22 protein-coding genes are annotated in these 21,497 nt (G+C 64.3%); 6 read left to right on the plus strand and 16 right to left on the minus strand.

Annotated features, from left to right (window positions below):
- Positions 1–106: 106 nt before the first annotated feature.
- From QA639_RS31810 to QA639_RS31840, 7 genes are all read right to left on the minus strand, one after another.
- On the minus strand, positions 107–700 hold the full coding sequence (locus QA639_RS31810) for a class I SAM-dependent methyltransferase (protein ID WP_283088013.1): 594 nt from the start codon (positions 698–700) through the stop codon (positions 107–109).
- Positions 701–703: 3 nt separating this feature from the next.
- Positions 704–2,800 carry a glycine--tRNA ligase subunit beta gene (glyS, locus tag QA639_RS31815; RefSeq protein ID WP_283088014.1) on the minus strand — a complete coding sequence of 699 codons (2,097 nt, stop codon included), beginning with the start codon at positions 2,798–2,800 and terminating at the stop codon, positions 704–706.
- Positions 2,800–3,735 (minus strand): glycine--tRNA ligase subunit alpha, encoded by a 936-nt coding sequence (locus QA639_RS31820; protein ID WP_283088015.1) that lies wholly within the window; start codon positions 3,733–3,735, stop codon positions 2,800–2,802. Before QA639_RS31820 ends, glyS begins: the two co-directional genes overlap by 1 nt.
- A gap of 201 nt (positions 3,736–3,936) precedes the next feature.
- On the minus strand, positions 3,937–4,128 hold the full coding sequence (locus tag QA639_RS31825; RefSeq protein WP_157345395.1) for a hypothetical protein: 192 nt from the start codon (positions 4,126–4,128) through the stop codon (positions 3,937–3,939).
- A 116-nt stretch (positions 4,129–4,244) separates the two neighbouring features.
- A complete protein-coding gene (locus QA639_RS31830) occupies positions 4,245–5,156 on the minus strand; it encodes a S49 family peptidase (RefSeq protein WP_157345397.1) in 912 nt (303 codons plus the stop codon).
- A gap of 296 nt (positions 5,157–5,452) precedes the next feature.
- A complete protein-coding gene (locus QA639_RS31835) occupies positions 5,453–6,256 on the minus strand; it encodes a tRNA1(Val) (adenine(37)-N6)-methyltransferase (RefSeq protein ID WP_080666962.1) in 804 nt (267 codons plus the stop codon).
- A gap of 16 nt (positions 6,257–6,272) precedes the next feature.
- Entirely contained in the window at positions 6,273–6,500 is a 228-nt protein-coding gene (locus QA639_RS31840) for a putative signal transducing protein (RefSeq protein WP_026193157.1), read from the minus strand.
- Between the two features lie 135 nt (positions 6,501–6,635).
- Between QA639_RS31840 and QA639_RS31845 the strand changes: the two genes are divergently transcribed.
- Positions 6,636–7,646, plus strand: a complete 1,011-nt coding sequence (locus QA639_RS31845) for a polyprenyl synthetase family protein (RefSeq protein WP_026193158.1) — start codon at positions 6,636–6,638, stop codon at positions 7,644–7,646.
- Positions 7,647–8,162: 516 nt separating this feature from the next.
- On the opposite strand, the gene QA639_RS31850 is transcribed toward QA639_RS31845, so the two are convergent.
- The gene (locus tag QA639_RS31850; RefSeq protein WP_028332638.1) at positions 8,163–9,002 is read right to left on the minus strand and encodes an AraC family transcriptional regulator; all 840 of its coding nucleotides are present in this window, start codon (positions 9,000–9,002) and stop codon (positions 8,163–8,165) included.
- A gap of 239 nt (positions 9,003–9,241) precedes the next feature.
- Here QA639_RS31850 and QA639_RS31855 point away from each other — a divergent pair, with 239 nt between their 5' ends.
- Together QA639_RS31855 and QA639_RS31860 are read left to right on the plus strand one after the other, a co-directional pair.
- The gene (locus tag QA639_RS31855) at positions 9,242–10,483 is read left to right on the plus strand and encodes an ABC transporter substrate-binding protein (protein WP_283088016.1); all 1,242 of its coding nucleotides are present in this window, start codon (positions 9,242–9,244) and stop codon (positions 10,481–10,483) included.
- A 223-nt stretch (positions 10,484–10,706) separates the two neighbouring features.
- Positions 10,707–11,810, plus strand: a complete 1,104-nt coding sequence (locus QA639_RS31860) for a mandelate racemase/muconate lactonizing enzyme family protein (RefSeq protein ID WP_283088017.1) — start codon at positions 10,707–10,709, stop codon at positions 11,808–11,810.
- Positions 11,811–11,960: 150 nt separating this feature from the next.
- Here QA639_RS31860 and QA639_RS31865 read toward each other — a convergent pair whose 3' ends face one another.
- Positions 11,961–12,332 (minus strand): hypothetical protein, encoded by a 372-nt coding sequence (locus QA639_RS31865; RefSeq protein ID WP_283088018.1) that lies wholly within the window; start codon positions 12,330–12,332, stop codon positions 11,961–11,963.
- Between the two features lie 194 nt (positions 12,333–12,526).
- Between QA639_RS31865 and QA639_RS31870 the strand changes: the two genes are divergently transcribed.
- Positions 12,527–12,751, plus strand: coding sequence for a hypothetical protein (locus tag QA639_RS31870; RefSeq protein WP_028332642.1), 225 nt, complete (start codon positions 12,527–12,529; stop codon positions 12,749–12,751).
- A 90-nt stretch (positions 12,752–12,841) separates the two neighbouring features.
- On the opposite strand, the gene QA639_RS31875 is transcribed toward QA639_RS31870, so the two are convergent.
- The 3 genes from QA639_RS31875 to QA639_RS31885 form a co-directional block, all read right to left on the minus strand.
- On the minus strand, positions 12,842–12,979 hold the full coding sequence (locus QA639_RS31875) for a hypothetical protein (protein ID WP_016848367.1): 138 nt from the start codon (positions 12,977–12,979) through the stop codon (positions 12,842–12,844).
- 30 nt (positions 12,980–13,009) lie between these two features.
- A complete protein-coding gene (locus QA639_RS31880) occupies positions 13,010–13,444 on the minus strand; it encodes a cupin domain-containing protein (protein WP_021080031.1) in 435 nt (144 codons plus the stop codon).
- Positions 13,445–13,766: 322 nt separating this feature from the next.
- Positions 13,767–14,423 carry a glutathione S-transferase gene (locus tag QA639_RS31885; RefSeq protein ID WP_028332643.1) on the minus strand — a complete coding sequence of 219 codons (657 nt, stop codon included), beginning with the start codon at positions 14,421–14,423 and terminating at the stop codon, positions 13,767–13,769.
- A gap of 173 nt (positions 14,424–14,596) precedes the next feature.
- Between QA639_RS31885 and QA639_RS31890 the strand changes: the two genes are divergently transcribed.
- Positions 14,597–15,820 (plus strand): polyhydroxyalkanoate depolymerase, encoded by a 1,224-nt coding sequence (locus tag QA639_RS31890; protein WP_028332644.1) that lies wholly within the window; start codon positions 14,597–14,599, stop codon positions 15,818–15,820.
- Between the two features lie 237 nt (positions 15,821–16,057).
- The gene (locus tag QA639_RS31895) at positions 16,058–16,852 is read left to right on the plus strand and encodes a substrate-binding domain-containing protein (protein ID WP_283088019.1); all 795 of its coding nucleotides are present in this window, start codon (positions 16,058–16,060) and stop codon (positions 16,850–16,852) included.
- Positions 16,853–17,047: 195 nt separating this feature from the next.
- Here the strand turns inward: QA639_RS31895 and QA639_RS31900 are convergent, their stop codons facing one another.
- The 4 genes from QA639_RS31900 to QA639_RS31915 all read right to left on the minus strand — a co-directional run bounded on the left by QA639_RS31900 (position 17,048) and on the right by QA639_RS31915 (position 21,471).
- Positions 17,048–18,784: a bifunctional protein-serine/threonine kinase/phosphatase gene (locus QA639_RS31900; protein ID WP_283088020.1), complete on the minus strand. Its 1,737-nt coding sequence runs from the start codon at positions 18,782–18,784 to the stop codon at positions 17,048–17,050.
- Positions 18,785–18,945: 161 nt separating this feature from the next.
- A complete protein-coding gene (locus tag QA639_RS31905) occupies positions 18,946–19,764 on the minus strand; it encodes a formate/nitrite transporter family protein (protein WP_028332647.1) in 819 nt (272 codons plus the stop codon).
- Between the two features lie 399 nt (positions 19,765–20,163).
- Positions 20,164–20,910: a transporter substrate-binding domain-containing protein gene (locus QA639_RS31910; protein WP_157345414.1), complete on the minus strand. Its 747-nt coding sequence runs from the start codon at positions 20,908–20,910 to the stop codon at positions 20,164–20,166.
- A 156-nt stretch (positions 20,911–21,066) separates the two neighbouring features.
- The gene (locus tag QA639_RS31915; protein WP_428841194.1) at positions 21,067–21,471 is read right to left on the minus strand and encodes a DUF4399 domain-containing protein; all 405 of its coding nucleotides are present in this window, start codon (positions 21,469–21,471) and stop codon (positions 21,067–21,069) included.
- Between the last annotated feature and the right edge of the window lie 26 nt (positions 21,472–21,497).

Raw genomic sequence — 21,497 nt, forward strand, 5'->3', positions numbered from 1 at the left:
CATTGGCGCGAGGGGCGATGTCTTAAGAAATCGTTGCTTCGTCAGGACCTTCGCAGGGCATGGTTAACAAATTGCAAATTGTGTCGAAATATTTCAGGAGGCCGGATCAGTCGCGCCGTCGCGCGATGAGGCGGTGAATGACCTTGCCGGACGATGCGCTGACGACCTCGGCGTCGAGCAGCAGTTCGGCCGCCGCCAGCTCGGTCCGTACCAAGGCCGCATCGAAGGCCGCGTAGAGCCGGCCGTGCGCATCGCGCGCATCGTCGCCCGCGGTGACGCGCCAGCTCAGATAGAGGACGCCGCCGGGCTTCACGAGTTCGAGCATGCGGCGCACCGACGGCGCAATCAGCGCGTGATCGAGATGCATGATCACGGTCTCGCACAAAACGTTGTCAAAGCTGCCGGAGGCCAGACCGGACAATGCCGGCAGCTCAGCGTGCGCAAAACGCAAGGCCGGATAGCGGGCGCGGGCTTCCGCGAGCAGGCCCTCGGAGGCATCATGGCCTTCAGCCGGAAAGCCGTGGGCATTCAGCCACGCCACCTCGCGGCCGCTGCCGCAGCCGATATCGGCCGTCGCGCCGCCCTTGATGAAGAATTGCGCGACGATCTCTTGCAGATCGCGAGGGGCCGGCTGGTCGTGCCAGTCCTGCGCAAACGCCGCCGCATCCTTGTCGTAAGCGGCGAGCGTCGCGCGGTCCATCGGTCAGCCTTCGATCCGGGAGAAATCCGCCACCGCGCGCGTCGCGGCGCGGATCTCGTTGAGCAGCTTCAGGCGGTTTTCGCGCACCTTGGGATCGTCGTCGTTGACCTTGACCTTGTCGAAGAACGCATCGACCGCGGGCCGCAGCTTGGCCATCGCGCTCATCGCGCCGGCGAAGTCTTCCTTGGCGACGGCGGCGGAGGCCTCGGCCTTCACCTGTTCGATCGCCTTCGCCAGCGTCTTCTCTTCGTCGAGCGTGTAGAGCGCGGCATCAGGCGCGCCATCGAAGGTCCGCTTGTCCTTCTTCTCCTCGATGGCGAGGATGTTGCTGGCGCGTTTTGTGCCCGCGAGCAGGTTCTTGCCGTCGTCGCTGTCGAGCAATTTGCCGAGCGCCTCGACGCGGCGGACGACGAGCAGCAGATCGTCCTGGCCGCCGAGCGAGAACACGGCATCGACGAGATCGTGACGCGCGCCCTGGTCGCGGAGCTGGACCTTCAGGCGGTCGGCGAAGAAGGCGAGCAGATCGTTCGGCAGCGTTTCGGCAGCGGCCTTGACCGACAATCCGAGCAACGCGGATTTGGCCGTCTTCAGGATCGGCAGGCGCAGCGTGTTCTCGACGATCAGCCGGATCGCGCCCAATGCCGCGCGACGCAGCGCGTACGGGTCCTTCGATCCGGTCGGCTTCTCATCGATCGCCCAGAATCCGGCGAGCGTATCCAGCTTGTCCGCCAGCGCGACCGCGACGCTGACCGGATCGGTCGGCACGCGATCGGTCGGCCCCTGCGGCTTCCAGTGCTCCTCGCTCGCGGCAGCGACGGACGCATCCTCGCCCTGCGCCAGCGCGTAGTACTTGCCCATCAGGCCCTGCAACTCGGGGAATTCGCCGACCACTTCGGTCAGCAGATCCGCCTTCGCGAGGCGCGCGGCGCGCCTGGTCTTCTCAACGTCGGCGCCGACCAGCGGCGCGATCTCGGCCGCAAGCCGCTCGATGCGCTTGATCCGCTCCGCCTGGGTGCCGAGCTTCTCGTGGAACACGATCTGCTCGAACTTCGGCAGCCGGTCTTCCAGCTTGGTCTTCAGATCCGTCTCGTAGAAGAACTTGGCGTCCGACAGCCGCGGGCGGATCACGCGCTCATTGCCGGCGACGATGGTCTTGCCGCCGTCCGGCGCCTCGATGTTCGCGGTCAGCACGAACTTGTTGGTCAGTTTCCCCGTCTTGGGATCCCTGACCACGAAGCACTTCTGGTTGTTGCGGATGGTGGCGCGGATCACCTCGTCCGGGATGACCAAAAACTCCCTCTCGAACGATCCCATCATCACCACCGGCCACTCGACGAGGCCGGAGACCTCATCGACCAGCACCTGGTCCTCGACCAGTTCGAGGCCCTGCGCGAACGCCAACTCCTTGGCGTCCTCGACGATGATGTCCTTGCGCGCCTGCGGATCGAGGATGACCTTGGCCGCCTTCAGCTTGGCCTCGTAATCCTCGAAGCGGCGCACGGAGATCGCACCCGGCGCCATGAAGCGGTGGCCATAGGTGGTCTGCCCGGCCTCGATGCCGTCGACCGAGAACTTGACGATGTCGGGCTCCTCGGTCTCCAGACCGAAGGTCGCGGTGATGGCGTGCAGCGGGCGCACCCAGGTGAGCGAGCCTGATTTGGCCGAGCGCGCGCCCCAGCGCATCGATTTCGGCCAGGGGAAGGTGCGGATGATCACCGGCAGCATTTCCGCGATGACGTCGATCGCGGCGCGGCCGGGCTTCTCGATCAGCGCGATGTAGAAGTCGCCCTTCTTGTCGTGCTGGATCTTTGCCTCGCTGATCGAGGCGAGACCGGTGGCCTTCAGGAAGCCCTGGATAGCGGGCTCGGGGCCACCGACGCGCGGGCCGCGGCGCTCGTCCTTAAGATCGGGCTGGCGCGCGGGAATGCCGTGCACGGTGAGCGCAAGGCGGCGCGGGGTCGCGAATGCCTTGGCACCCTCATAGACGAGGCCTTCAGCGACCAGCTTGTCGGTCACCATGCGGCGCAGATCGTCCGCGGCCTTGGCCTGCATGCGCGCGGGAATTTCTTCGGAGAACAGTTCGAGGAGAAGATCGGGCATCAGACCGCCCTGCCCGTTTCAGTGTGGATCCATGCCTCGCCGCAGCCCTTCGCCAGGTCGCGCACGCGGGCGATGTAGCTTTGCCGCTCCGTCACCGAGATGACGCCGCGGGCATCGAGCAGGTTGAACACGTGGCTCGCCTTGATGCACTGGTCGTAGGCCGGCAAGGCCATCAGATGTTCCTTTTGATTCCCACCCTCACGCCAGCCGGCGGCGAGATATTTGCGGCAGGCGTCCTCGGCCATCCTGAACTGCTCGAACAGCATCGCGGTGTCAGCAACTTCGAAATTGTGCCGCGAGTATTCCTGCTCGGCCTGCAGGAAGACGTCGCCGTAGGTGACTTTCTCGGCGCCCTCGCGGCCATTGAAGTTGAGGTCGTAGACGCGGTCGACGCCCTGCACATACATCGCGAGCCGCTCGAGCCCGTAGGTGAGCTCGCCCGCGACCGGCGCGCATTCGACGCCGGCGACCTGCTGGAAGTACGTGAACTGCGACACCTCCATGCCGTCGCACCAGCATTCCCAGCCCAAGCCCCAGGCGCCGAGCGTCGGGCTTTCCCAGTCGTCCTCGACGAAGCGGATGTCATGGACGGCGGCGTCGATCCCGATCGCGGCCAGCGACTTCAGGTACAGGTCCTGAAGGTTCGGCGGCGACGGCTTCATGATCACCTGGAACTGGTAGTAGTGCTGGAGGCGGTTGGGGTTTTCGCCGTAGCGGCCGTCCTTGGGCCGCCGCGAGGGCTGCACATAGGCCGCGTTCCAGGGCTTGGGCCCCAGCGCGCGCAACGTGGTCGCGGGATGGAACGTGCCGGCGCCCATTTCCATGTCGTAGGGCTGCAGGATGACGCAACCCTGCTCGGCCCAGAACCGCTGGAGGGCGAGGATGAAGCCCTGGAACGAACGTTCCGGGCGCATGTGGTCAGGCAGGGCGTCCATCGTTGGAATCGATCTCGCGAGGGGGTGTGAGGCGCGCGGGACCGTATCGGCGGCAGCCTGTGGAATCAAGGCGATGGAGGATTGCTGCATGTCATTCCGGGCGCCTCGGAGAGGCGAACCCAGAATCTCGAGATTCCCCGATGCGCAATTGCGCATTTGAGGTTCTATGCTTCGCATCGCCCCGGAATGACGGGGTGATATCTAGCCCGGGCGATAGGCTCCGGTCACGGGGTCGCGGCGCAGGGTCTTGATTTCGCCCGCGCGGGTGGCCTCGGCCACGCGGGACAATCGCGCCTCTTCGAGTTCCTGGTTGATCCGGACGGCCGTCCTGTACGCCCAGCGGACCACGGCCAGGCTTCCCAAGACGCCTGCGAATGCAATCAGCGGCGGCATCGGTCGATCCTTATCGTTCACGTCTGTCAGGCCCCCAATGACTGGCATTCTCGCGCAAGGCGGCCTGCGCCGCAATCGTGGTTTTGGGGCTAAATGGCGCGCTCACATCCCTGTGTTCACAGCCCGAATCTGGCCCAAATCGCACGGGTTTCCAGCGCCGAGATCACCTCGTCCGGCAGCGCGGCCAGTCCATCCAGCGCCGCCAGCGATCCCGCCCCCGGCGCCCGCCGGCCGAGCAGGCCGGAGAGCAAGCCGCTGGCCGGCGCAATCACCGGGGTCAGCACCTTGTCGCCATAGCGGGCCCGCAGCGTGGAGCGGATGTCGCCGATGCCGTCGGCGAGCCCGAGACCAATCGCGCTATCGCCGGCCCAGTATTCACCGGTGAACAGCACGTCGTCGGCGCCCTTGAGGCGGCTGCCGCGGCTCTGCTTGACCAGCGCGATGAAGATCGCATGGATCTCGCGCTGGATCGCCTTCAGCCGGGCGACGTCGTCCGGGTTCTCGGGAAGGAACGGATCGAGCATCGCCTTGTGGCTGCCCGCCGTATAAAGCCGGCGCTCGACGCCGATCTTCTTGATCAGCCCCTCCAGGCCAAAGCTGCCGCCGACCACGCCGATCGAGCCCAGGATCGAGGACGGGTCGCAATAGATCTCGTCGCCCGCGCAGGCGATCATGTAGCCGCCGGAGGCCGCGACGTCCTCCACGAACACCAGCACCGGCAGCTTCTTCTCGGCGGCGAGTTGCCGGATGCGCAGATAGATCTGCCGCGACTGCACCGGCGAGCCGCCTGGCGAATTGATCACCAGCGCTACCGCCTTGGCATTCCGCGTGCCAAAGGCGCGCTCCAGCATCTTGGCGACGCCGGAGAGTGTCATGCCGGGCCGCAGCGGCGTCACCGCGCCGATCACGCCTGCCAGCCGCACCACCGGCACGACGGCCGCGCCGCGCCTGAAGCGCGCCGGCAACATTGCCTGCACGCGTTCGAGCAGTCCCGAACGTGTAGCGTGATCACTTATTTGTTCACTCATGCCGTTACCTCGAATTAACCACTTTTTATCACGCCACTGTCATTGGAATCCGTGGAACGCGTTTTGCATTTTGTCATTGGGGCTGCAATGCGCGGGCGGAGAGGGACTCATGAAAATCTATCTGCTGATTTTGCTGATCGGTACACTCCTGGCGGCGATCCACTTCACGTCCACGCCGGACCGCCAGTCGGAAACGGCTTCGCAGTGATTTAGTGCCTGTGACGACGTGGGCAGCATGCCTGCCCGCTAAAGCGCAATGCCATCGCGCCTTGGCTTCTTGTTCGAGCATGATCTTTTTAGCGCCGCGCCAGCGGCAATTCCCCCTTCCCGGCCAGAATCTCCTGCACCCATTTCTTGGGCACGCCTGACTCTTCATTGAGCAGCAGTGCGGCATGCAGCCGCGTCGGTGCCCGGCCGCCCTTGGTGGCCCGCACCAGGATTCGGATCGCCGGCGACGTCACGTCGCCGTGAACCGGCAGGATCTCGACACTGCCGAAGCCGCGGTCCAGCGCAGCCAGCACCTCGGCAATGCCGTCAGCCCGCCAGATCAGCGCAAGCTGCCCGTTCGACTTGAGAATTCGCCGCGCCGCGTGAACCCAGCCGGCCAGCGTGGTCGCGGTCGCGACATGGGCGCGCTCGCGCACACCGTCCGGCGAGGCGCGGTGCCGCGACGGATCGTTGAACGGCGGGTTCATCAGCACGACGTCGGCGCTATCCGGCCCGAGCCCGGCATTATCGAAGGCTGCGGCGCCGGCTTCGACATCAAGCACGATCACCTCCGCCATGATCGCGTTGGTGCCGGCATTATTCCGCGCAAGCTCGGCCAGGGCCGGGTCGATTTCGACCAGAACGAGATCGATCCCCCTCACCCGCCGCGCCACCGCCAGCCCGGCCGCGCCGACGCCGGAGCCGAGATCGACGACGCGGTCGCCCGATCGAGCCGGCGTCGCCGCGGCGAGCAGGATCGCGTCATGGCCGGCGCGGTGGCCGCTGCGGGGTTGCCGCAGGCGCAATTGGCCACCGAGAAATCCGTCTTCGGTGATCCCGGCGGCCGGAGACTCGTTTTTTGACGCGTTTTCTTCACGCGAACCGGGGCCCACTTCGCTCGAAAACGCTCTAGTCATCGGCCCGCAATTCGTGGCCGAGGCCCGCATCGGTCAGGAGCTGGCGGGCCTCGTGGTTGTCGTCCTCATGCACCAGGATCCGCCGCGGCAGCACGCCGAGCGAGCCCTCGATGATGCTCATGTTCTGGTCCAGCACCAGATGATGGATGTTAGCGCTGTCGAGCAGCGCGCCAATGGCGGAGACCAGCACCATGTCATTGGTCCGTACCAATTCCCGCAAAATACGCTCTCCTGTCGCCCCGCCTGTGCGGCACTTGCGCCACATGTCAATAACTTGATGGCCTTGCCGCTGCACCGCGCAGTTTCTATTGTTATAGCTGAGCATAGTGCGTATTCGGCAAAATTGGAGACCAGCGTGGCGGTTATTGTACCCTTCGAAAGCCCGTCCAATGCTTCGATCGACGGGCTGGTGGGACTTGTCGCCGCCGACATGGAGCGCGTCAACGCGACGATTCTTTCGCGGACCGGTTCCGAGGTCACCATGATCCCCGAGGTCGCCAATCACCTGATCTCCTCCGGGGGCAAGCGGTTGCGCCCGATGCTGACGCTGGCGATGGCCCAGCTCGCCGACTATTCCGGCGACGGCCATATCAAGCTCGCCGCCGCGGTCGAGTTCATGCACACCGCGACCCTGCTGCATGACGATGTGGTCGACGAGAGCGAGCTGCGCCGCGGCAAATTGTCCGCGCGGATGCTGTGGGGCAACGAGGCCAGCGTGCTGGTCGGCGACTTCCTGCTCGGCCAGGCATTCCGGATGATGGTCGAGGTCGGCTCGCTCCGCGCACTCGACATCCTCTCCGCCGCCGCAGCCACCATCGCCGAGGGCGAGGTGATGCAGCTTGCGGCCGCCAAGAACACCGCGACCACCGAGGACGAATATCTCGCCGTGATCCGCGGCAAGACCGCGGAGCTGTTCGCCGCCGCCTGCGAGGTCGGCCCCGTGATCGCCAACCGTCCGAAGGCCGAGCAGACCGCGTGCCGCTCGGTCGGCATGAATCTCGGCATCGCCTTCCAGCTCGTCGACGACGTGCTCGACTATGGCGGCAAATCCGCAAAACTCGGCAAGAATGTCGGCGACGATTTCCGCGAGGGCAAGATCACGCTCCCGGTGGTGCTCGCCTTCCGCCGGGGCAATGATACCGAACGCAAGTTCTGGATCCGCGCGCTGGAGCGCGGCGAGATCGGATCGGCCGACCTCGATCACGCGATCGGACTGATGACCAAGCACCGCGCCCTGGAAGACACCATCAGCCGCGCCCAGCACTACGGCGCGATGGCGGTCGACGCGCTGGCGCTGTTCCCGCCCTCGCCGATGAAGACCGCGCTCGAAGAGGTCGTCGCGTTCTGCCTGGCGCGCTCTCATTGATCTAGGCACTCGCGAGCAACAAAACGATGTCGTCCCTGCGAAAGTCGGGACCCATACTCTGCGGCCGAAGTTGTGACGGGAACTCGTCGTTCCAACATCGCACAATAAGCAGCATCGGTGGTTATGGGTCCCTGCTTTCGCAGGGACGACACCCAGTTTATTGCGCCGCCCGTCGCAAAATATTTGTCGTCCTGGCGGAAGCCAGGACCCGTAGCCACCGAATTTGATTGTGAAAGAGATCACGGCCCCGGCGTCGCGCAGCAATTGCCATTTGGGGTAGTGGGTCCTGGCATTCGCCAGGACGACATCGAGTTTGTTGGCCCGGGCAACTCAGGTGTATGGCTCACCCAACAACGTCGGCACGATCGACGGTGTCGTCCCTGCGAAAGCAGGGACCCATACTCCACGGCGAGAGTTGTAGGCGGGACTCGTCATTCCAGCGTCACGCAAATAACAAGCATCGGTGGTCATGGGTCTCTGCAGGGGCGACACCAGGGTTTGCTGCACCGGCGCCCGCTACTCCTTCACCGGCACCCAGATCTCCAGCCCGCCATTGCCGGTGCTCGCATCGAACTTCTCGTCGTAGCGCTCGAAGTTCGGCGCGTCCGCGACATTCATGCCGGATTGCGGCAGCCAGCGATTCCAGATCGTGTTGACGGTGCGGCGGATGGTCGAGATGTGGTCGGCGTGTGTGAACACGACGTATTTCTGCTCGGGAATCCGGACGCGCGCGAACTCGCGCGGCAGGTCGGAGAAATCGGCGACCTCGACGCCGGCGATGTAGTCGAAATTGCCGGCATCGTCGCCGTTGCAGCAGACGCCATAGGCGACGTTGCCGACCTGGCGGGGGATGTGCGCGCATTGCTGGTGGAAGCTCTGCCACTGGTTCGGAATGCCGGCATCGCTGCCATTGCCGTGATTGTAACGCTCGCCGATGCCGGCGACGAGGAACGCCTTGCCGGTGGCAATGCGCGGCGGATCGATGTGGTCGAGAGCTGTCGAGATCATGGTGATCGGCTCCTGGAGATTGAGCGTCGTCAGGCACGTTGTCGCGCGCACCGTCTCGGGCGTGACGCCGAAATGGTCGCGAAACGCGCGGGTGAATGCTTCGTGGGAGCCGTAATCCGCATCCAGCGCGAGGCTGAGAATATCGGGCGCACCGGCCGCGAGCTCGCGCGCGGCCTCGCTGAGCCGACGGGCCCGCACATAACGCATCACCGAGAACCCGGTCGCCTCCGCGAACGCACGCACCAGATGGAAGCGCGAGACGCCAGCCACGGCGGCAATCTCGTCGAGCGTCAGGGGCGCGCCGAGATGGCTTTCGATGTACCAGAGCGCCTTCTGGGCTGGATTCATGGATGACGGCTTTCCTGCAAAGCTCGGGCATCATGCACGGCTGCCGCGCGCGGCATTTGACAGTCCTTGCTGCCCGGGCGGCGAAACTGTGGTTCCGCTCCACGGAAATTTACCCGCAAAGCCGCCGCTGGCAACAATGTTGCAATCGTGCATACTCGCCGACGCATCGATCCGACGGCTCATCAAGCTGCCCGATAATCAAGACTGCAAGAGCCGCGGCCAGCATGTCAGGGAGGACAATGATGCACCACCAACGCTTGAGCTATGCCAACTGCGTCAAATCCGCGGCGCTTGCGGGGCTTTTGACGATCGCGGTCGCCAGCGCCGCCAACGCGCAGAAGAAATACGATCCGGGCGCAACCGACACCGAGATCAAGGTCGGCAACATCATGCCCTATTCCGGTCCGGCGTCGGCCTACGCCACGATCGGCAAGACCGAAGCCGCCTATTTCAACAAGCTCAACAGCGAGGGCGGCATCAACGGCCGCAAGGTCAACTTCATTTCCTACGATGACGCCTACTCGCCGCCGAAGATGGTCGAGCAAGCCCGCAAGCTGGTCGAGAGCGACGAGGTGCTCCTGATCTTCAATCCGCTGGGCACGCCGGGCAACACCGCGATCCAGAAATACATGAACGCCAAGAAGGTGCCGCAGCTGTTCGTCTCCACCGGCGCGGCGAAGTGGAATGATCCGAAGAACTTCCCGTGGACCATGGGCTGGCAGCCGAGCTACCAGGTCGAAGCGCGCATCTATGCCAAGTACATTCTGCAGAACTATCCGGGCAAGACCATCGGCGTGCTCTATCAGAACGACGATTTCGGCAAGGACTATCTGATCGGCCTGCACGACGGGCTCGGCGACCAGGCCAAGAAGCTGATCGTCGTCGAATCCTCCTACGAGACTTCGTCACCGACGGTGGACTCGCAGATCGTGCAGATCAAGGGCGCCAATCCCGACATCTTCGTCAACATTGCAACGCCGAAATTCGCGGCGCAGGCGATCAAGAAAGCCGCCGAGCTCGACTGGCATCCGGTGCAGTTCCTGACCAACGTCTCCGGCTCGATCGGCGGCGTGATGAAGCCGGCCGGCTATGAAGCGAGCCAGGGCGTGCTGTCCACGGCGTATCTCAAGGACCCCAAGGATACCGAGTGGAAGAACGATCCGGCGATGACCGAGTGGCGCGCCTTCATGACCAAGTGGTATCCCGAAGGCGACCTCGACGACGCCGCGACCGTATTCGGCTATGGTGTCGCCAAGGGGCTCGAGCAGGTGCTGCGGCAGTGCGGCGACAATCTTACTCGCGAGAATCTGATGAAGCAGGCGGCCAGCCTCAACCTCGAGATCGGCATCTATCTGCCCGGCACCAAGATCAAGACCGGGCCGAACGACTATGCGCCGATCGAGCAGCTGCAGATGATGCGCTTCAAGGGCGAGAGCTGGGAGCGGTTCGGCCCCATCATGAGCGGCGAGAAGAGCAGTTGAGGGCTTTCCTCCACAACTTCGCGGTTCGTGATGCCCGGCCGTGCGCCGGGCATCCACGCCTTCGACACGATTCACGAGCAAGACTTGTAGCGAGCAAGACTCGTTACAAACCGGACTTGCGATGGCCGGAACCCAGACCAGCCGAAGCGACGCCGTTCTTCAGGCTCAAGTGTCCGGCCACCACGAGCTCCAGGCACATCCTGCGATCGGAAGGACAACAACAATGAAAATCACCGACGTCCGCGCCCACCATATCCGCATTCCCTATGACGCCGGGCCCGCGAGCTTCCGCCAGGGAGCTTCCGCGATCTCGGCGCTCGACATGGTGCTGGTCGAGGTTTCGACCGATGCCGGCCTCACCGGCTGGGGCGACGCCTTCGCCTATGTCTGCCCCAAGACGAGCTGCACGGCGGTGGCCGAGATGATCGCGCCGCAGGCTCGCGGCCTCGAGGTGCCCGACGCCGCCAGCATCCCCGCTGCGATGGAGCAGATCCAGCGCAACCTGCATCTGTTCGGCCGCTACGGCATCACGATGTTCGCGATCTCGGCGCTCGACATCGCGCTGTGGGATCTCGCCGGCAAGGTGAAGGGCGTGCCGCTGCATCAATTGATCGGCGGCGCGAAGCGGAGTGCGATCCCGGCCTATGCGAGCCTGATGCGGATCGGCAATCCGGCGCACATCGCCGCCGAATGCAAGAAGGCGATCAAGCTGGGCTATTCCGCGATCAAGCTGCACGAGACCACCGTGCCTGCGGTCGCCGCCGCGCGCGAGGCGATCGGCCCCGGCGTGCCGCTGATGGTCGACATGAACTGCCCGCTGGACGGGCCCGCGGCGATCCAGTTCGCGCGCGACTGCAAGCAGGCCGCGCCGCTGTTCCTGGAGGAGCCGGTCTGGCCGCCGGAGGATTTTGCGACGCTCGCCGAGGTGCGCAGAGAAGGCCGGCTCGATATCGCGGCCGGCGAGAACGCCTGCACCGTGCATCAATTCCGCCAGATGATGACCGCGGGCGCGGTCAGTCACGCGCAGCCCTCCGTGATCAAGGTCGGCGGCATCACCGAATTCCTGAGGGTGGCCGTCCTCGCCGACGAGTTCGGCGTCCAGGTGATTCCGCACTCGCCCTATTTCGGGCCGGGCTTCCTCGCCACGCTGCATCTGATGGCGATCCGCGACGCGGGGCTGATCGAGGTGTTCTTCATGAAACGTCCCGCCTGCCTGTGGGGCGACCGCATCGACGTCGACGCCAACGGCCATGTCGCCGTGCCGCAGGGCCCCGGCCTCGGCTACGAGCCGGATCGCGACGTGATGGAGCAGTATCGGGTGGCGTGAGCCGAGCGTCCTTCCTACGCGTCATTGCGAGGAACCCGCGAAGCGACGAAGCAATCCACATCTCGGCAAGCTGAGAGATAGATTGCTTCGCTGAGCCTGTCATCGGGCGCGCGGTCGCGCGACCCGTTGGCTCGCAATGACGGCTGCGGGCTACTTCGTCCCGTCCTTCGCGGCGGGCGCGGCATCCTTCGCCTGCGGCGCGTCGGCTTTCCTCTTCAGGTCCTCGGTCAGCTTGACCTGCGCTGTTTGCAGATCGGTGACGAGCTTCTGCAAGTTCGCGACCGAACTCTGCAAGCTCACGATCTGCCGGTTGGCGGCATCGAGCTTCTGCTGATGATCCGATGTGAGCTTGTTGATCGTCTTCTGCAGGAAGTCGACGTTGCTCTGCAGACAGCTGGTGCGCCGCTCCATAGTTTTCTCGACGGTGCAGATCTCGATGCCGGGAACGTCCTGCGCATGCGCGGCTCCGACGACGCCGAGTGCAAGCGGCGCCAGCAGGGCGAGAACAAAACGAGCGGTCATCGGCGTCTCCAGGCAAATGCGTCATTCACAGTTTTGTGCTCGCGACGCTGAAAGCAAGGCAGACATACCACACTGAAACCGCATTCAAGCGGTGTGCTTCACCCATTACGGGACTACTCGTGGGGACGGGGGCCTTCGGAACTTGTTTGGTTCGATCCCTTTTGGCTCGACCTTGGGCAGTGGAGACAGATCGCATGGCAACGCGCGAAAAACGGTTGGCGCAATTCGATGGCAATGGCGAACCTGCGCCGGAACAGCGCGTGGAAGTACTTTGTGAGGATCATAGCGGAACGTATCAGCTGCCGTTCGCCTGCCGCTTCGTCAATGGCCAGTGGCGCAATGACACGACCGGCGGCGCGCTGGAAGCCAATGTCATCGCCTGGCGGATGCCGCGCGAGAAGCAGGCGGGCATGGCCTGAGGCCGGCATCGGCGCGCGCTGTTTCAAAACGCGACGCGCGCGCACCGTGTCTTAAGATTTGGAACGCGGGTGGAACGAACCGCGTCCGAATCACTGATCGAGCAGCGTACTGCGTTGTTCACGGCTAGATGTGGTCATCAGCCCGAGGCTGCGCACCACATACAGAAGCATGACGATCGGCCGCAGCCAGCGGCCGATAACAAAGGTTAACTCCTCCGCAGACGACATTGCGATCCCTCCTCTCTGTCCTGCTGGCGATCATTTCCACGGCGTGATCGGCGGCACCGTTTCGGTCGCCGGCGGCACGTCCACGGTCTTGAAATCGGCGGGGCTGACGATCTCAAGGTATTCCATGTCCTTCGAGTAATCGAACAGGTAGTGGGTGATGCCGGGACGCTGATGGATAACGTCGCCGGCCTCGACCAGCGTCTCCTTGTCCTCGTACATGAAGCGCGCCCAGCCCTTGGTCATGATGACGATCTGAAAATCGCACAGATGCTTGTGCCAGCCGGTGCCCTGCTCCGGCGGCATGTCGGGATTGGCCTTGACCAGATGGCAGATCACCTGCCCGCCGGTGGCGTCGGCGATGCCGAGATCGCGATACAGGAAGAAGTCGCGCAGACCTCCGCCCTTGAACTCGGTGTCACCGGGTTTGACGTGGGAGAATTTGCTGACGACGGCGTGCTGGTTCATTTCAAGCCTCCACGGTTCTCGTGTTCGCGAGATCGCGGCGCGGCTCGGCGTCCAAATTTTCGGCAGCGTCGCATCGTCGCGGTCACAGCTCGGTCATTGCCATGCGAAATCCTTGCCAGCCGGGTTGGGCTGCGGCGAACCGTCTCGCCACGCGCTGACATCGCCGCGGAAGCATTTGGAGCGAGGCACGAATTTGCGCCTCAGTGGCTGTCGCGCGCGTCCGTCGCGCATGGCCGGTGCCCGACGCCGACGGCACGTCCATTGAGCAAGGCTTGCCTCGTGCTTGAGCCGCCGATGCAGGCAGGCCCGGGCCGGGCGCTGCCTAATATTCGACCTCGAGTTCCTCGACGTCGGCCGGCTCCGCCTTCGCGGCCTCGATCCATTCCTGCATCTCGGGCATCGTCATGATGGTGCTGGCATACACCGCAAGCGCAGGCTCGAGCTTGACGTCATAGGTCATGAAGCGGGTCACGACCGGCGCATACATCGCGTCCGCCATGGTGCGGCGTTCGCCGAACAGGAACGGCCCGCCCGATGCGCCGAGGCAATCGCGCCAGATGGTGCAGACGCGGTCGATGTCGGCCTGCGCCCGCGACCAGATCTTGAAGCCGGGGAAATGGCCCTTGAGATTGACCGGCAGCGAAGAGCGCAGCGTGGTGAAGCCGGAATGGATTTCGCCCGAGATCGAACGGCAATGCGCGCGCTGGATCCGGTCTTCCGGCAACAGCCCGGCATGCGGCATGATCTCGTTGAGATACTCGCCGATCGCGAGCGTATCCCAGACCGTCGCGCCGTCGTGGCGCAGGCACGGCACCAGGATCGAGGACGACAGCAGCAGCAGCTCGGCGCGCGCCGACGGGTCGTCGGGCGCGGTGACCACCTCCTCGAACTCGAGCCCGGCGAATTTCGCCAGCAGCCAGCCGCGCAGCGACCAGGAGGAGTAATTCTTGCTGCTGATGGTGAGTGTCGCTTTCGCCATATCTGTCCCTCACGCCTGAACGCGTCCTCAGCTCCCTGACATCGCGCGCCGATTCAGCCGCCGCGCATCCGGAGCCATCGGTTTTTGCAGCAAGCCACGTGCCAATTTGCCGGGCGGCCGGCCCGCCTCTGGCGTCGATATTGCATGGCAAGCCGGGCCACGGGTGGATGCGTATGATGTCAATGCTGTACCAGGCCTATCAGAACCACATGGACCTCACCGCGCCGTGGCGGACCGGCGCCGCGGCGGCATTGCGCTATCTCAATCTGGTGCCGCGCGGCGCGTCCGACCGGACGTTCGGCCGGCTCGCGGCCGCGCTCGAACTGATCTCGCGCTCCAGCCTGAGCTATGCCCGCCCCGACTACGGCATCGGCAGCGTGACCGTCGGCAACAGGGAGTTAGAGGTGACCGAGGAGGTCGCCTATTCCACGCCGTTCGGCTCGCTGCTGCATTTCAGGAAGGTCGACGGCCCGGAGCAGCCGCGGCTGCTCTTGGTGGCGCCGATGTCCGGGCATTTTGCCACGCTGCTGCGCGGCACCGTGAAGACGCTGCTGCAGGACCACGACGTCTACATCACCGACTGGCACAATCCGCGCGACATCCCGCGCAGCAAGGGCCGCTTCGGGCTCGAGGACTACACCGACCATCTGATCGACTTCCTCGGCCAGCTCGGCCCACGCGCGCATATGGTGGCGATCTGCCAGCCTTCGGTGTCGGCGCTGGCCGCCGCCGCGATCATGTCGGAAGACAATCATCCGGCGCGGCCGGCCTCGCTCACCCTGATGGCCGGGCCGATCGACACAAGGATCCAGCCGACCAAGGTGAACGAATTCGCCAAGAGCAAGCCGATCAAATGGTTCGAGGACAATCTGATCAACTACGTGCCGATGCAGTGCAAGGGCGCGTTGCGCCAGGTCTATCCCGGCTTCGTGCAGCTCACGGCGTTCGTATCGATGAACCTGGAACGCCACATCAAGCAGCATATCGATCTCGCCGATCATCTCGCCAAGGGCGAGACCGCCAAGGCCGCGGTGATCAAGACCTTTTATGACGAATACTTCGCGGTCATGGACCTCCCGGCGGAGTTCTACATCGAGACGGTGCGCGACGTGTTCCAGGAGCATCTGTTGCCGCAGGGCATGCTGATGCATCGCGGCCGCCCGGTGAATCCGGCGGCGATCCGGCGCATGGGGTTGATGACGGTGGAAGGCGAGAAGGACGACATCTGCTCGATCGGCCAGACGCTCGCCGCGCAAGACCTCTGCACCGGGGTCCGCACCTATCGCAAGGTGCATCACATGCAGGCCGGCGTCGGCCATTACGGCGTGTTTTCCGGCAAGCGCTGGAACAACGAGATCTACCCGCTGCTGCGCGATTTCGTGCATGTGAATTCGTGACGGGATCCCGTAGCCCGGATGGAGCGGAGCGCAATCCGGGAGAGTGTTTCCGCGGAGAAGCCGCGCCCGGATTTCGCTCCGCTCCATCCGGGCTACGAAATCTCGCCTCCCGACAATGCTCCATCTGCATCGTTGCGCGCCTCGCAAAGACGCTGCGGCTAGTCATGCCTGCCCTCAGGCAGTAGTCTCCCCGGCCACGACGACCCGCTTCCGAAGAATCGTCCAGGGAGAAACTCCATGCGCGCGCCTGCCGCCTTCCGTGCCCTCACGCTTGCCGTGATCAGCGCCCTCGCCTTCACCTCGGCCGTATCCGCCGCCGAAGTCCATGTCATGATCTCGGGCGGGCTGACGGCGGCCTATAAGGCGCTGGTGCCGGAGTTCGAACGCAAGACCGGGCACAAGGTGGTGACCGCCTTCGGGCCGTCGATGGGCACCACGACCAACGCCATTCCGGTGCGGCTGGAGCGCGGCGAGCCGGCCGACGTGCTGATCATGGTCGGCTATGCGCTCGGCGATCTCATCAAGCAGGGCAAAGTGGTGCCCGACAGCCGCGTCGACCTCGTGAAGTCGCCGATCGGCATCGCGGTGAAATCAGGCGCACCGAGGCCGGACATCGGTTCGGCCGACACCGTCAAGCAAGCGCTGCTGGCGGCGAAGTCGGTCGCCTATTCCGACAGCGCCAGCGGCGTCTATGTCTCGACCGAGATGTTCGCAAAGCTCGGCATCGCCGATCAGATGAAAGACAAGGCGCGGATGATCCCGGCGACCCCGGTCGGCGAGATCGTTGCCAAGGGCGAGGCCGAGGTCGGCCTGCAGCAGATCTCCGAGCTGAAGCCGGTCGCCGGCATCGACATCGTCGGCCCGCTGCCGGAGCCGTTGCAGAAGATCACGGTGTTTTCCGCCGGGATCGCGACGGTTGCAAAGGAGCGTGAGGCCGGCAAGGCGCTGATCAGCTTCCTCGCCTCGCCGGATGCGCACGACGCGCTGGTGAAGAGCGGCCTCGATCCGATTGCCGGGGGCGGGACGCACTGAAGTCGGCCTTCTAACCCGTCATCCCAAGGAGGCCGCAACGCGGCCGTCTCGAAGGATGCACGGCCCCGCCAGTGGCCGATTCATCCTTCGAGGCTCGCCCAGCGGCGCAAGTGCGCCGCAAGGCTCGCGCCTCCAGCGACAAAGGCGAAGCCTTTGCGCGGGGATGACGGGGATAGGCTGGCGGATTTGGCGCCGCTACCGCAAATGATGCGCGCCGTAGGCGAGCAGCAGCACCACGACCAGCGCCAGCAGCAGCGTGGTCGACTTCCAGAACAGCACCGGGTTGCGCTCGATCAGCGGGGTCGATGACGTCGTCAGATATTTTGCGTTGGGATTGCGCAGGTCGAACAGGAACTCCGAAAAGCTCTCATAGCGCTTGAGCGGGTTGGCATGCACGGCACGCTCCAGCGCGCCGTCGACCCAGCCCGGGATCTCGCGCCCGCCATGCGCGGCCGAACGATAGACCAGCCGGTTGAAGTCGGATCGTGTCCGGGCCCGCGCGATCTGCGCGCCATAGGGCAAGCGTCCCGTCAGCATCTGGTAGGTGACGACACCGAGCGAGAACAGGTCGGAGCGCGCGGTGCCACCCTCGCCGAGGAAATATTCCGGCGCGGTGTATTGCTGGGTGCCCAGGATGTCCTCGACACCCGCCGGCGCCGCCGCGGCGACGCCAGCGATCCGCGTCGAGCCAAAATCGATGATCTTCACCGTGCCGGTCCTGTCGATCATGATGTTGTCGGGCCTGACGTCCTGGTGCAGCATCTCCTTGCGGTGGAAGGCGCGCAGCCCTTTTGCAATTTGCTCGGTGATACCGCGTACCGTCTCCAGCGCCGGCGCTGGATTGTCCGTGATCCACTGCGTCAGGGTCTGGCCGTCGATATATTCCATCGCGACATAAAGGAAATTGCGCTTGCGCTCCGGCAGCCACGGCTTCAGCACATGCGGGCTGTCGATCCGCCGGGCGACCCATTCTTCCATCATGAAACGCTTCAGATAGGCTGGATCGTCGCGCAGGTCGATCGAGGGGATTTTGATCGTGACTGTGGTGACGCTGTCCTCGTCGACCGCGAGATAGATGTGGCTGCGGTGCGATGCGTGCAACTCGCGCACGATACGATAGCCGTCGAACAGCATTCTTGCGTCGAGCAGCGGCGGCAGCGGCAGCTCGGTCGGCTGGCCGAACACCTCGCCGGCATCGCCGTCAGGCAATTCGTCGATCCGGACGATCTGCACGGTGAGATTGTCCGGGCTGCCGTTCTCATAGGCCTGCTCGACGATCGATTTCGCCGCAGCATCGAGAGACGCGGCACCGTCTTTGATCGTCTTCGCGAGCTGCCGCGCCGGGACATGCTCGTAGATCCCGTCGGTCACCAGCAGGAAGATATCGCCACGCTCGAGTGGGAGATTTTGGTAGTCAATCTCGAGCTGCGGGTTCACGCCGAGCGCGCGGCCAAGATAGCTCTGCTGCGAGGAGATCACGACGCGGTGGTCGTTGGTCAGTTGTTCGAGGCTGTTGCCGGCGACGCGATAGATCCTGGAGTCGCCGACGTGGAACAGATGCGCCGTGGTCGACCGGACAACCAGGGCGCTCAGCGTGCAGACGTAACCCTTGTCCTTGTCGTAGGGATTCTGGCTGCGCCTTGTCTGCGCGTGCAGCCACGAATTGGTCGCCTCCAGCACCCGCTGCGCCGAGGTCTTCACCGACCAGGATTCCGAGGTGCAGTAGTAGTCGGTCAGGAAGCTCTTGACCGCGGATTCGGCGGCGATGCGTCCGACGCTGCTCGAGGAGATGCCGTCGGCAAGCACCACCGCGATGCCCTTCAGGCCGAGCAGCGGCTCGTCGGGGATCAAGGCGCCGTGGAAGTCCTGATTGGTGTCCTTGCGGCCCTGATCAGAGAATTGCCCGACCGATATTTTCAGCGCGCGCGGCATCGACCGTCCCAAAGCGAATGGGGCCCTCCGGGACAGGAGAGCCCAACCAAAGCGCGACGAGATTATGTTGAATCGTCATCGCGCTTTGGCTTCTTGTCTGAGCATGATCTTCTCGGAAAGCCGCTTCACACTTTTCCGGATCATGCTCCAGCCGGCCACGATCAAGCCGCGAGGCGCTGGCGCTTCGGCGCCGTCTTCACATGCGTGGTGTAGAGCGTGAGACCGGTGAAGGCGAGGCCGCCGGCGAGGTTGCCGAGCACGGTCGGGATCTCGTTCCAGATCAGGTAGTCCATGATCGAGAACTTCGCATGCAGCATCAGTCCCGACGGGAACAGGAACATGTTCACCACCGAATGCTCGAACACCATGTAGAAGAACACCAGGATCGGCATCCACATCGCGATCACCTTGCCGGGCACCGTCGTGGAGATCATCGCGCCGACGACGCCGGTCGAAACCATCCAGTTGCACAGCATGCCGCGGATGAACAGCGTGGCCATGCCCGCCGCGCCATGCGCCGCGTAGCCCAGCGTCCGGCCCTCGCCGATATTGCCGATGGTCATGCCGACCTTGTCGGGCTCCTGCGTGAAGCCGAATGTCGTGACAAAGGCCATCATGAACGCCACGGTGAGCGCGCCTCCGAAATTGCCGATGAAGACGAGAGCCCAGTTGCGCAGCACGCCGCCGAGCGTGACGCCGGGGCGCTTGTCGAGCAGCGCCAGTGGCGAAAGGACGAACACGCCGGTCAGCAGATCGAAGCCCAGCAGATAGAGCATGACGAAACCGACCGGAAACAGCAACGCGCCGATGATCGGCTGCCCGGTGTTGACGTTGATCGTCACGGCGAACCAGGCGGCCAGCGCGAGGATCGCACCGGCCATGTAGGCGCGGATCACGGTGTCGCGGGTCGACATGAAGATCTTGGATTCGCCGGCATCCACCATCTTGGTGACGAATTCGGACGGAGCGAGATAGGCCATTCGTAAAATCCCCTTGCGCAATTCGGCCGCGCCGGTTGCCTGCCGGAAGCGACGCGGGTTGGTTGAAATGCTCGTTCGTCCGGGAGATGGGGGTTCAACGATTGCTCGAGACGCCCGGGCCGGGCGCCTTGATCCCCTCGCCTCGGCCAGCATTGGCCTCGGCAATCCGGAGGACGGCAGTCGTCATTGACTGATCCAACCAAAAGCAATGCATATGCCAACCGGAGCCGCTGGCGCCGGGCCCGAAATCACCGTTAATGCAATGACTTAGCCGATCTACAGAGGAACCGGCCGGCGCGATGGCGCGGATTTATGCAGCCTGCACAGATGTCGCCCACGAAAAATGCGGAGCCCGGCCGCGGGCCCGGCGCGACCGCGTGTCAGCCTGCCGATGCGCCGCTACTTCACCTCGGTGCGGACTGGCGTGTCCTTCAGGCCGTTAGCGTCATAGGCCTTGCGCAGCGTACCGTTGGCGATCGCCTCCGTCATGAACCTGGTGGCGAAGGCCGCGGCGAGCGGATGGTTGAGCGGCACCGCGACCGCGGTGACGGTCTGCTTGAAGGTCTCGTCCAGCACGCGCGTGCCCGGGATCTTCTTCGCCATCGCGTTGAGCTGATCGCGCGACAATGCGAACGCGTCGATCTCGCCGCTCTTCAGCAGATTGAAGATCTCGTCATAGGTCTGATAGCCCGTGACCTTGGCGTGCTTGAGATGGGCGATCGCGCCGCGCATCGTCGTGGTGGCATTGACGGCAGCCACCTTGACGCCGTCCTGGTCGAGCGTGGCGAAATTCGTGATCGTCGAGCCGGGTTTGACGATATAGGTGGCGTCGGCAACCTCGTAGATCGGCCCGAACGTCATCCTGGTCTCGCGCTCGGGATCCTTGGGCAGGAAGGTGATGTCCCAGGTGTTCCTGACCGCCGCGTCGGTGATCTGGCCGGAATTCTGATGCACGACATATTCGACCGGGATGCCGAGTTGCGCCGCCATCTCGCGGCCGAGATCGACGGGAACGCCCGCATAGCCGTTCTCGGTCTTGGTCGACCAGAACGCGCCGCCGGCCGGGCTGATGGCGATCGCGACCCGGAGCTTTCCGGTCGGCGCGATCTGATCCTTCAAGGCGTCGGCATCCGCTGATGTGGCCATGACAATCACTCCCAGGACGAGGCCGGCCAGACGCAGCAGTCGAGACGACATCAGACTTCCTCCATGCCGAATCTTGCTGTCCGCAGGCGCGCAACAAACCGCACGACGCAGCCTTGCGCAAGCGCCGGTTCTCGCAAGGGAGCCATCCGTATCGGCCTATCTGACCCGGATGGTGATTTTTTCGGAGACGACCGGCGGGCTGAATGGATAGTGCTTGGCGTCGCCAAGCACCAACTGCAAGGTATGCTTGCCGGGCGCCAGATCGAGCTGCGTCTCGGTCTGGCCCGCACCGAAGTGCAGATGAGACTTGTCCGACGGAATCGGCTCATTCGGGTTCAACGGCTCATTCACGTCGATCAGAAGATGGTGATGGCCGCTGTTCGGGTAGTCGTCGCCGGCATGGGTGACGCCCATGTTGCGCAGCCCAAAGCGGCACCAGAACGGGCTTTTTAGCTTAGCGCCGTCGCGTGGCCAGATGAAATACAGCTTGGTGTCCTTGCCGGCCGGCTTGTTCTGCGCGTCGGCCGGAGCCACGAACAGCGTCAGCGCCGCGGCGAGCATGATCAAGCCTGCACTTTTCATAGCCC

Source organism: Bradyrhizobium pachyrhizi, from assembly GCF_029714545.1.
Taxonomy (GTDB): Bacteria; Pseudomonadota; Alphaproteobacteria; order Rhizobiales; family Xanthobacteraceae; genus Bradyrhizobium; species Bradyrhizobium pachyrhizi.

Bases quoted from the DNA above. Each gene is read 5' to 3' on its own strand.
- QA639_RS31810 (WP_283088013.1), bottom strand. From the start codon at position 700: ATGGACCGCGCGACGCTCGCCGCTTACGACAAGGATGCGGCGGCGTTT.
- glyS (WP_283088014.1), bottom strand. From the start codon at position 2,800: ATGCCCGATCTTCTCCTCGAACTGTTCTCCGAAGAAATTCCCGCGCGC.
- QA639_RS31820 (WP_283088015.1), bottom strand. From the start codon at position 3,735: ATGGACGCCCTGCCTGACCACATGCGCCCGGAACGTTCGTTCCAGGGC.
- QA639_RS31825 (WP_157345395.1), bottom strand. From the start codon at position 4,128: ATGCCGCCGCTGATTGCATTCGCAGGCGTCTTGGGAAGCCTGGCCGTG.
- QA639_RS31830 (WP_157345397.1), bottom strand. From the start codon at position 5,156: ATGAGTGAACAAATAAGTGATCACGCTACACGTTCGGGACTGCTCGAA.
- QA639_RS31850 (WP_028332638.1), bottom strand. From the start codon at position 9,002: ATGAATCCAGCCCAGAAGGCGCTCTGGTACATCGAAAGCCATCTCGGC.
- QA639_RS31855 (WP_283088016.1), top strand. From the start codon at position 9,242: ATGATGCACCACCAACGCTTGAGCTATGCCAACTGCGTCAAATCCGCG.
- QA639_RS31860 (WP_283088017.1), top strand. From the start codon at position 10,707: ATGAAAATCACCGACGTCCGCGCCCACCATATCCGCATTCCCTATGAC.
- QA639_RS31865 (WP_283088018.1), bottom strand. From the start codon at position 12,332: ATGACCGCTCGTTTTGTTCTCGCCCTGCTGGCGCCGCTTGCACTCGGC.
- QA639_RS31870 (WP_028332642.1), top strand. From the start codon at position 12,527: ATGGCAACGCGCGAAAAACGGTTGGCGCAATTCGATGGCAATGGCGAA.
- QA639_RS31875 (WP_016848367.1), bottom strand. From the start codon at position 12,979: ATGTCGTCTGCGGAGGAGTTAACCTTTGTTATCGGCCGCTGGCTGCGG.
- QA639_RS31880 (WP_021080031.1), bottom strand. From the start codon at position 13,444: ATGAACCAGCACGCCGTCGTCAGCAAATTCTCCCACGTCAAACCCGGT.
- QA639_RS31885 (WP_028332643.1), bottom strand. From the start codon at position 14,423: ATGGCGAAAGCGACACTCACCATCAGCAGCAAGAATTACTCCTCCTGG.
- QA639_RS31890 (WP_028332644.1), top strand. From the start codon at position 14,597: ATGATGTCAATGCTGTACCAGGCCTATCAGAACCACATGGACCTCACC.
- QA639_RS31895 (WP_283088019.1), top strand. From the start codon at position 16,058: ATGCGCGCGCCTGCCGCCTTCCGTGCCCTCACGCTTGCCGTGATCAGC.
- QA639_RS31900 (WP_283088020.1), bottom strand. From the start codon at position 18,784: ATGCCGCGCGCGCTGAAAATATCGGTCGGGCAATTCTCTGATCAGGGC.
- QA639_RS31905 (WP_028332647.1), bottom strand. From the start codon at position 19,764: ATGGCCTATCTCGCTCCGTCCGAATTCGTCACCAAGATGGTGGATGCC.
- QA639_RS31910 (WP_157345414.1), bottom strand. From the start codon at position 20,910: ATGGCCACATCAGCGGATGCCGACGCCTTGAAGGATCAGATCGCGCCG.
- QA639_RS31915 (WP_428841194.1), bottom strand. From the start codon at position 21,471: ATGCTCGCCGCGGCGCTGACGCTGTTCGTGGCTCCGGCCGACGCGCAG.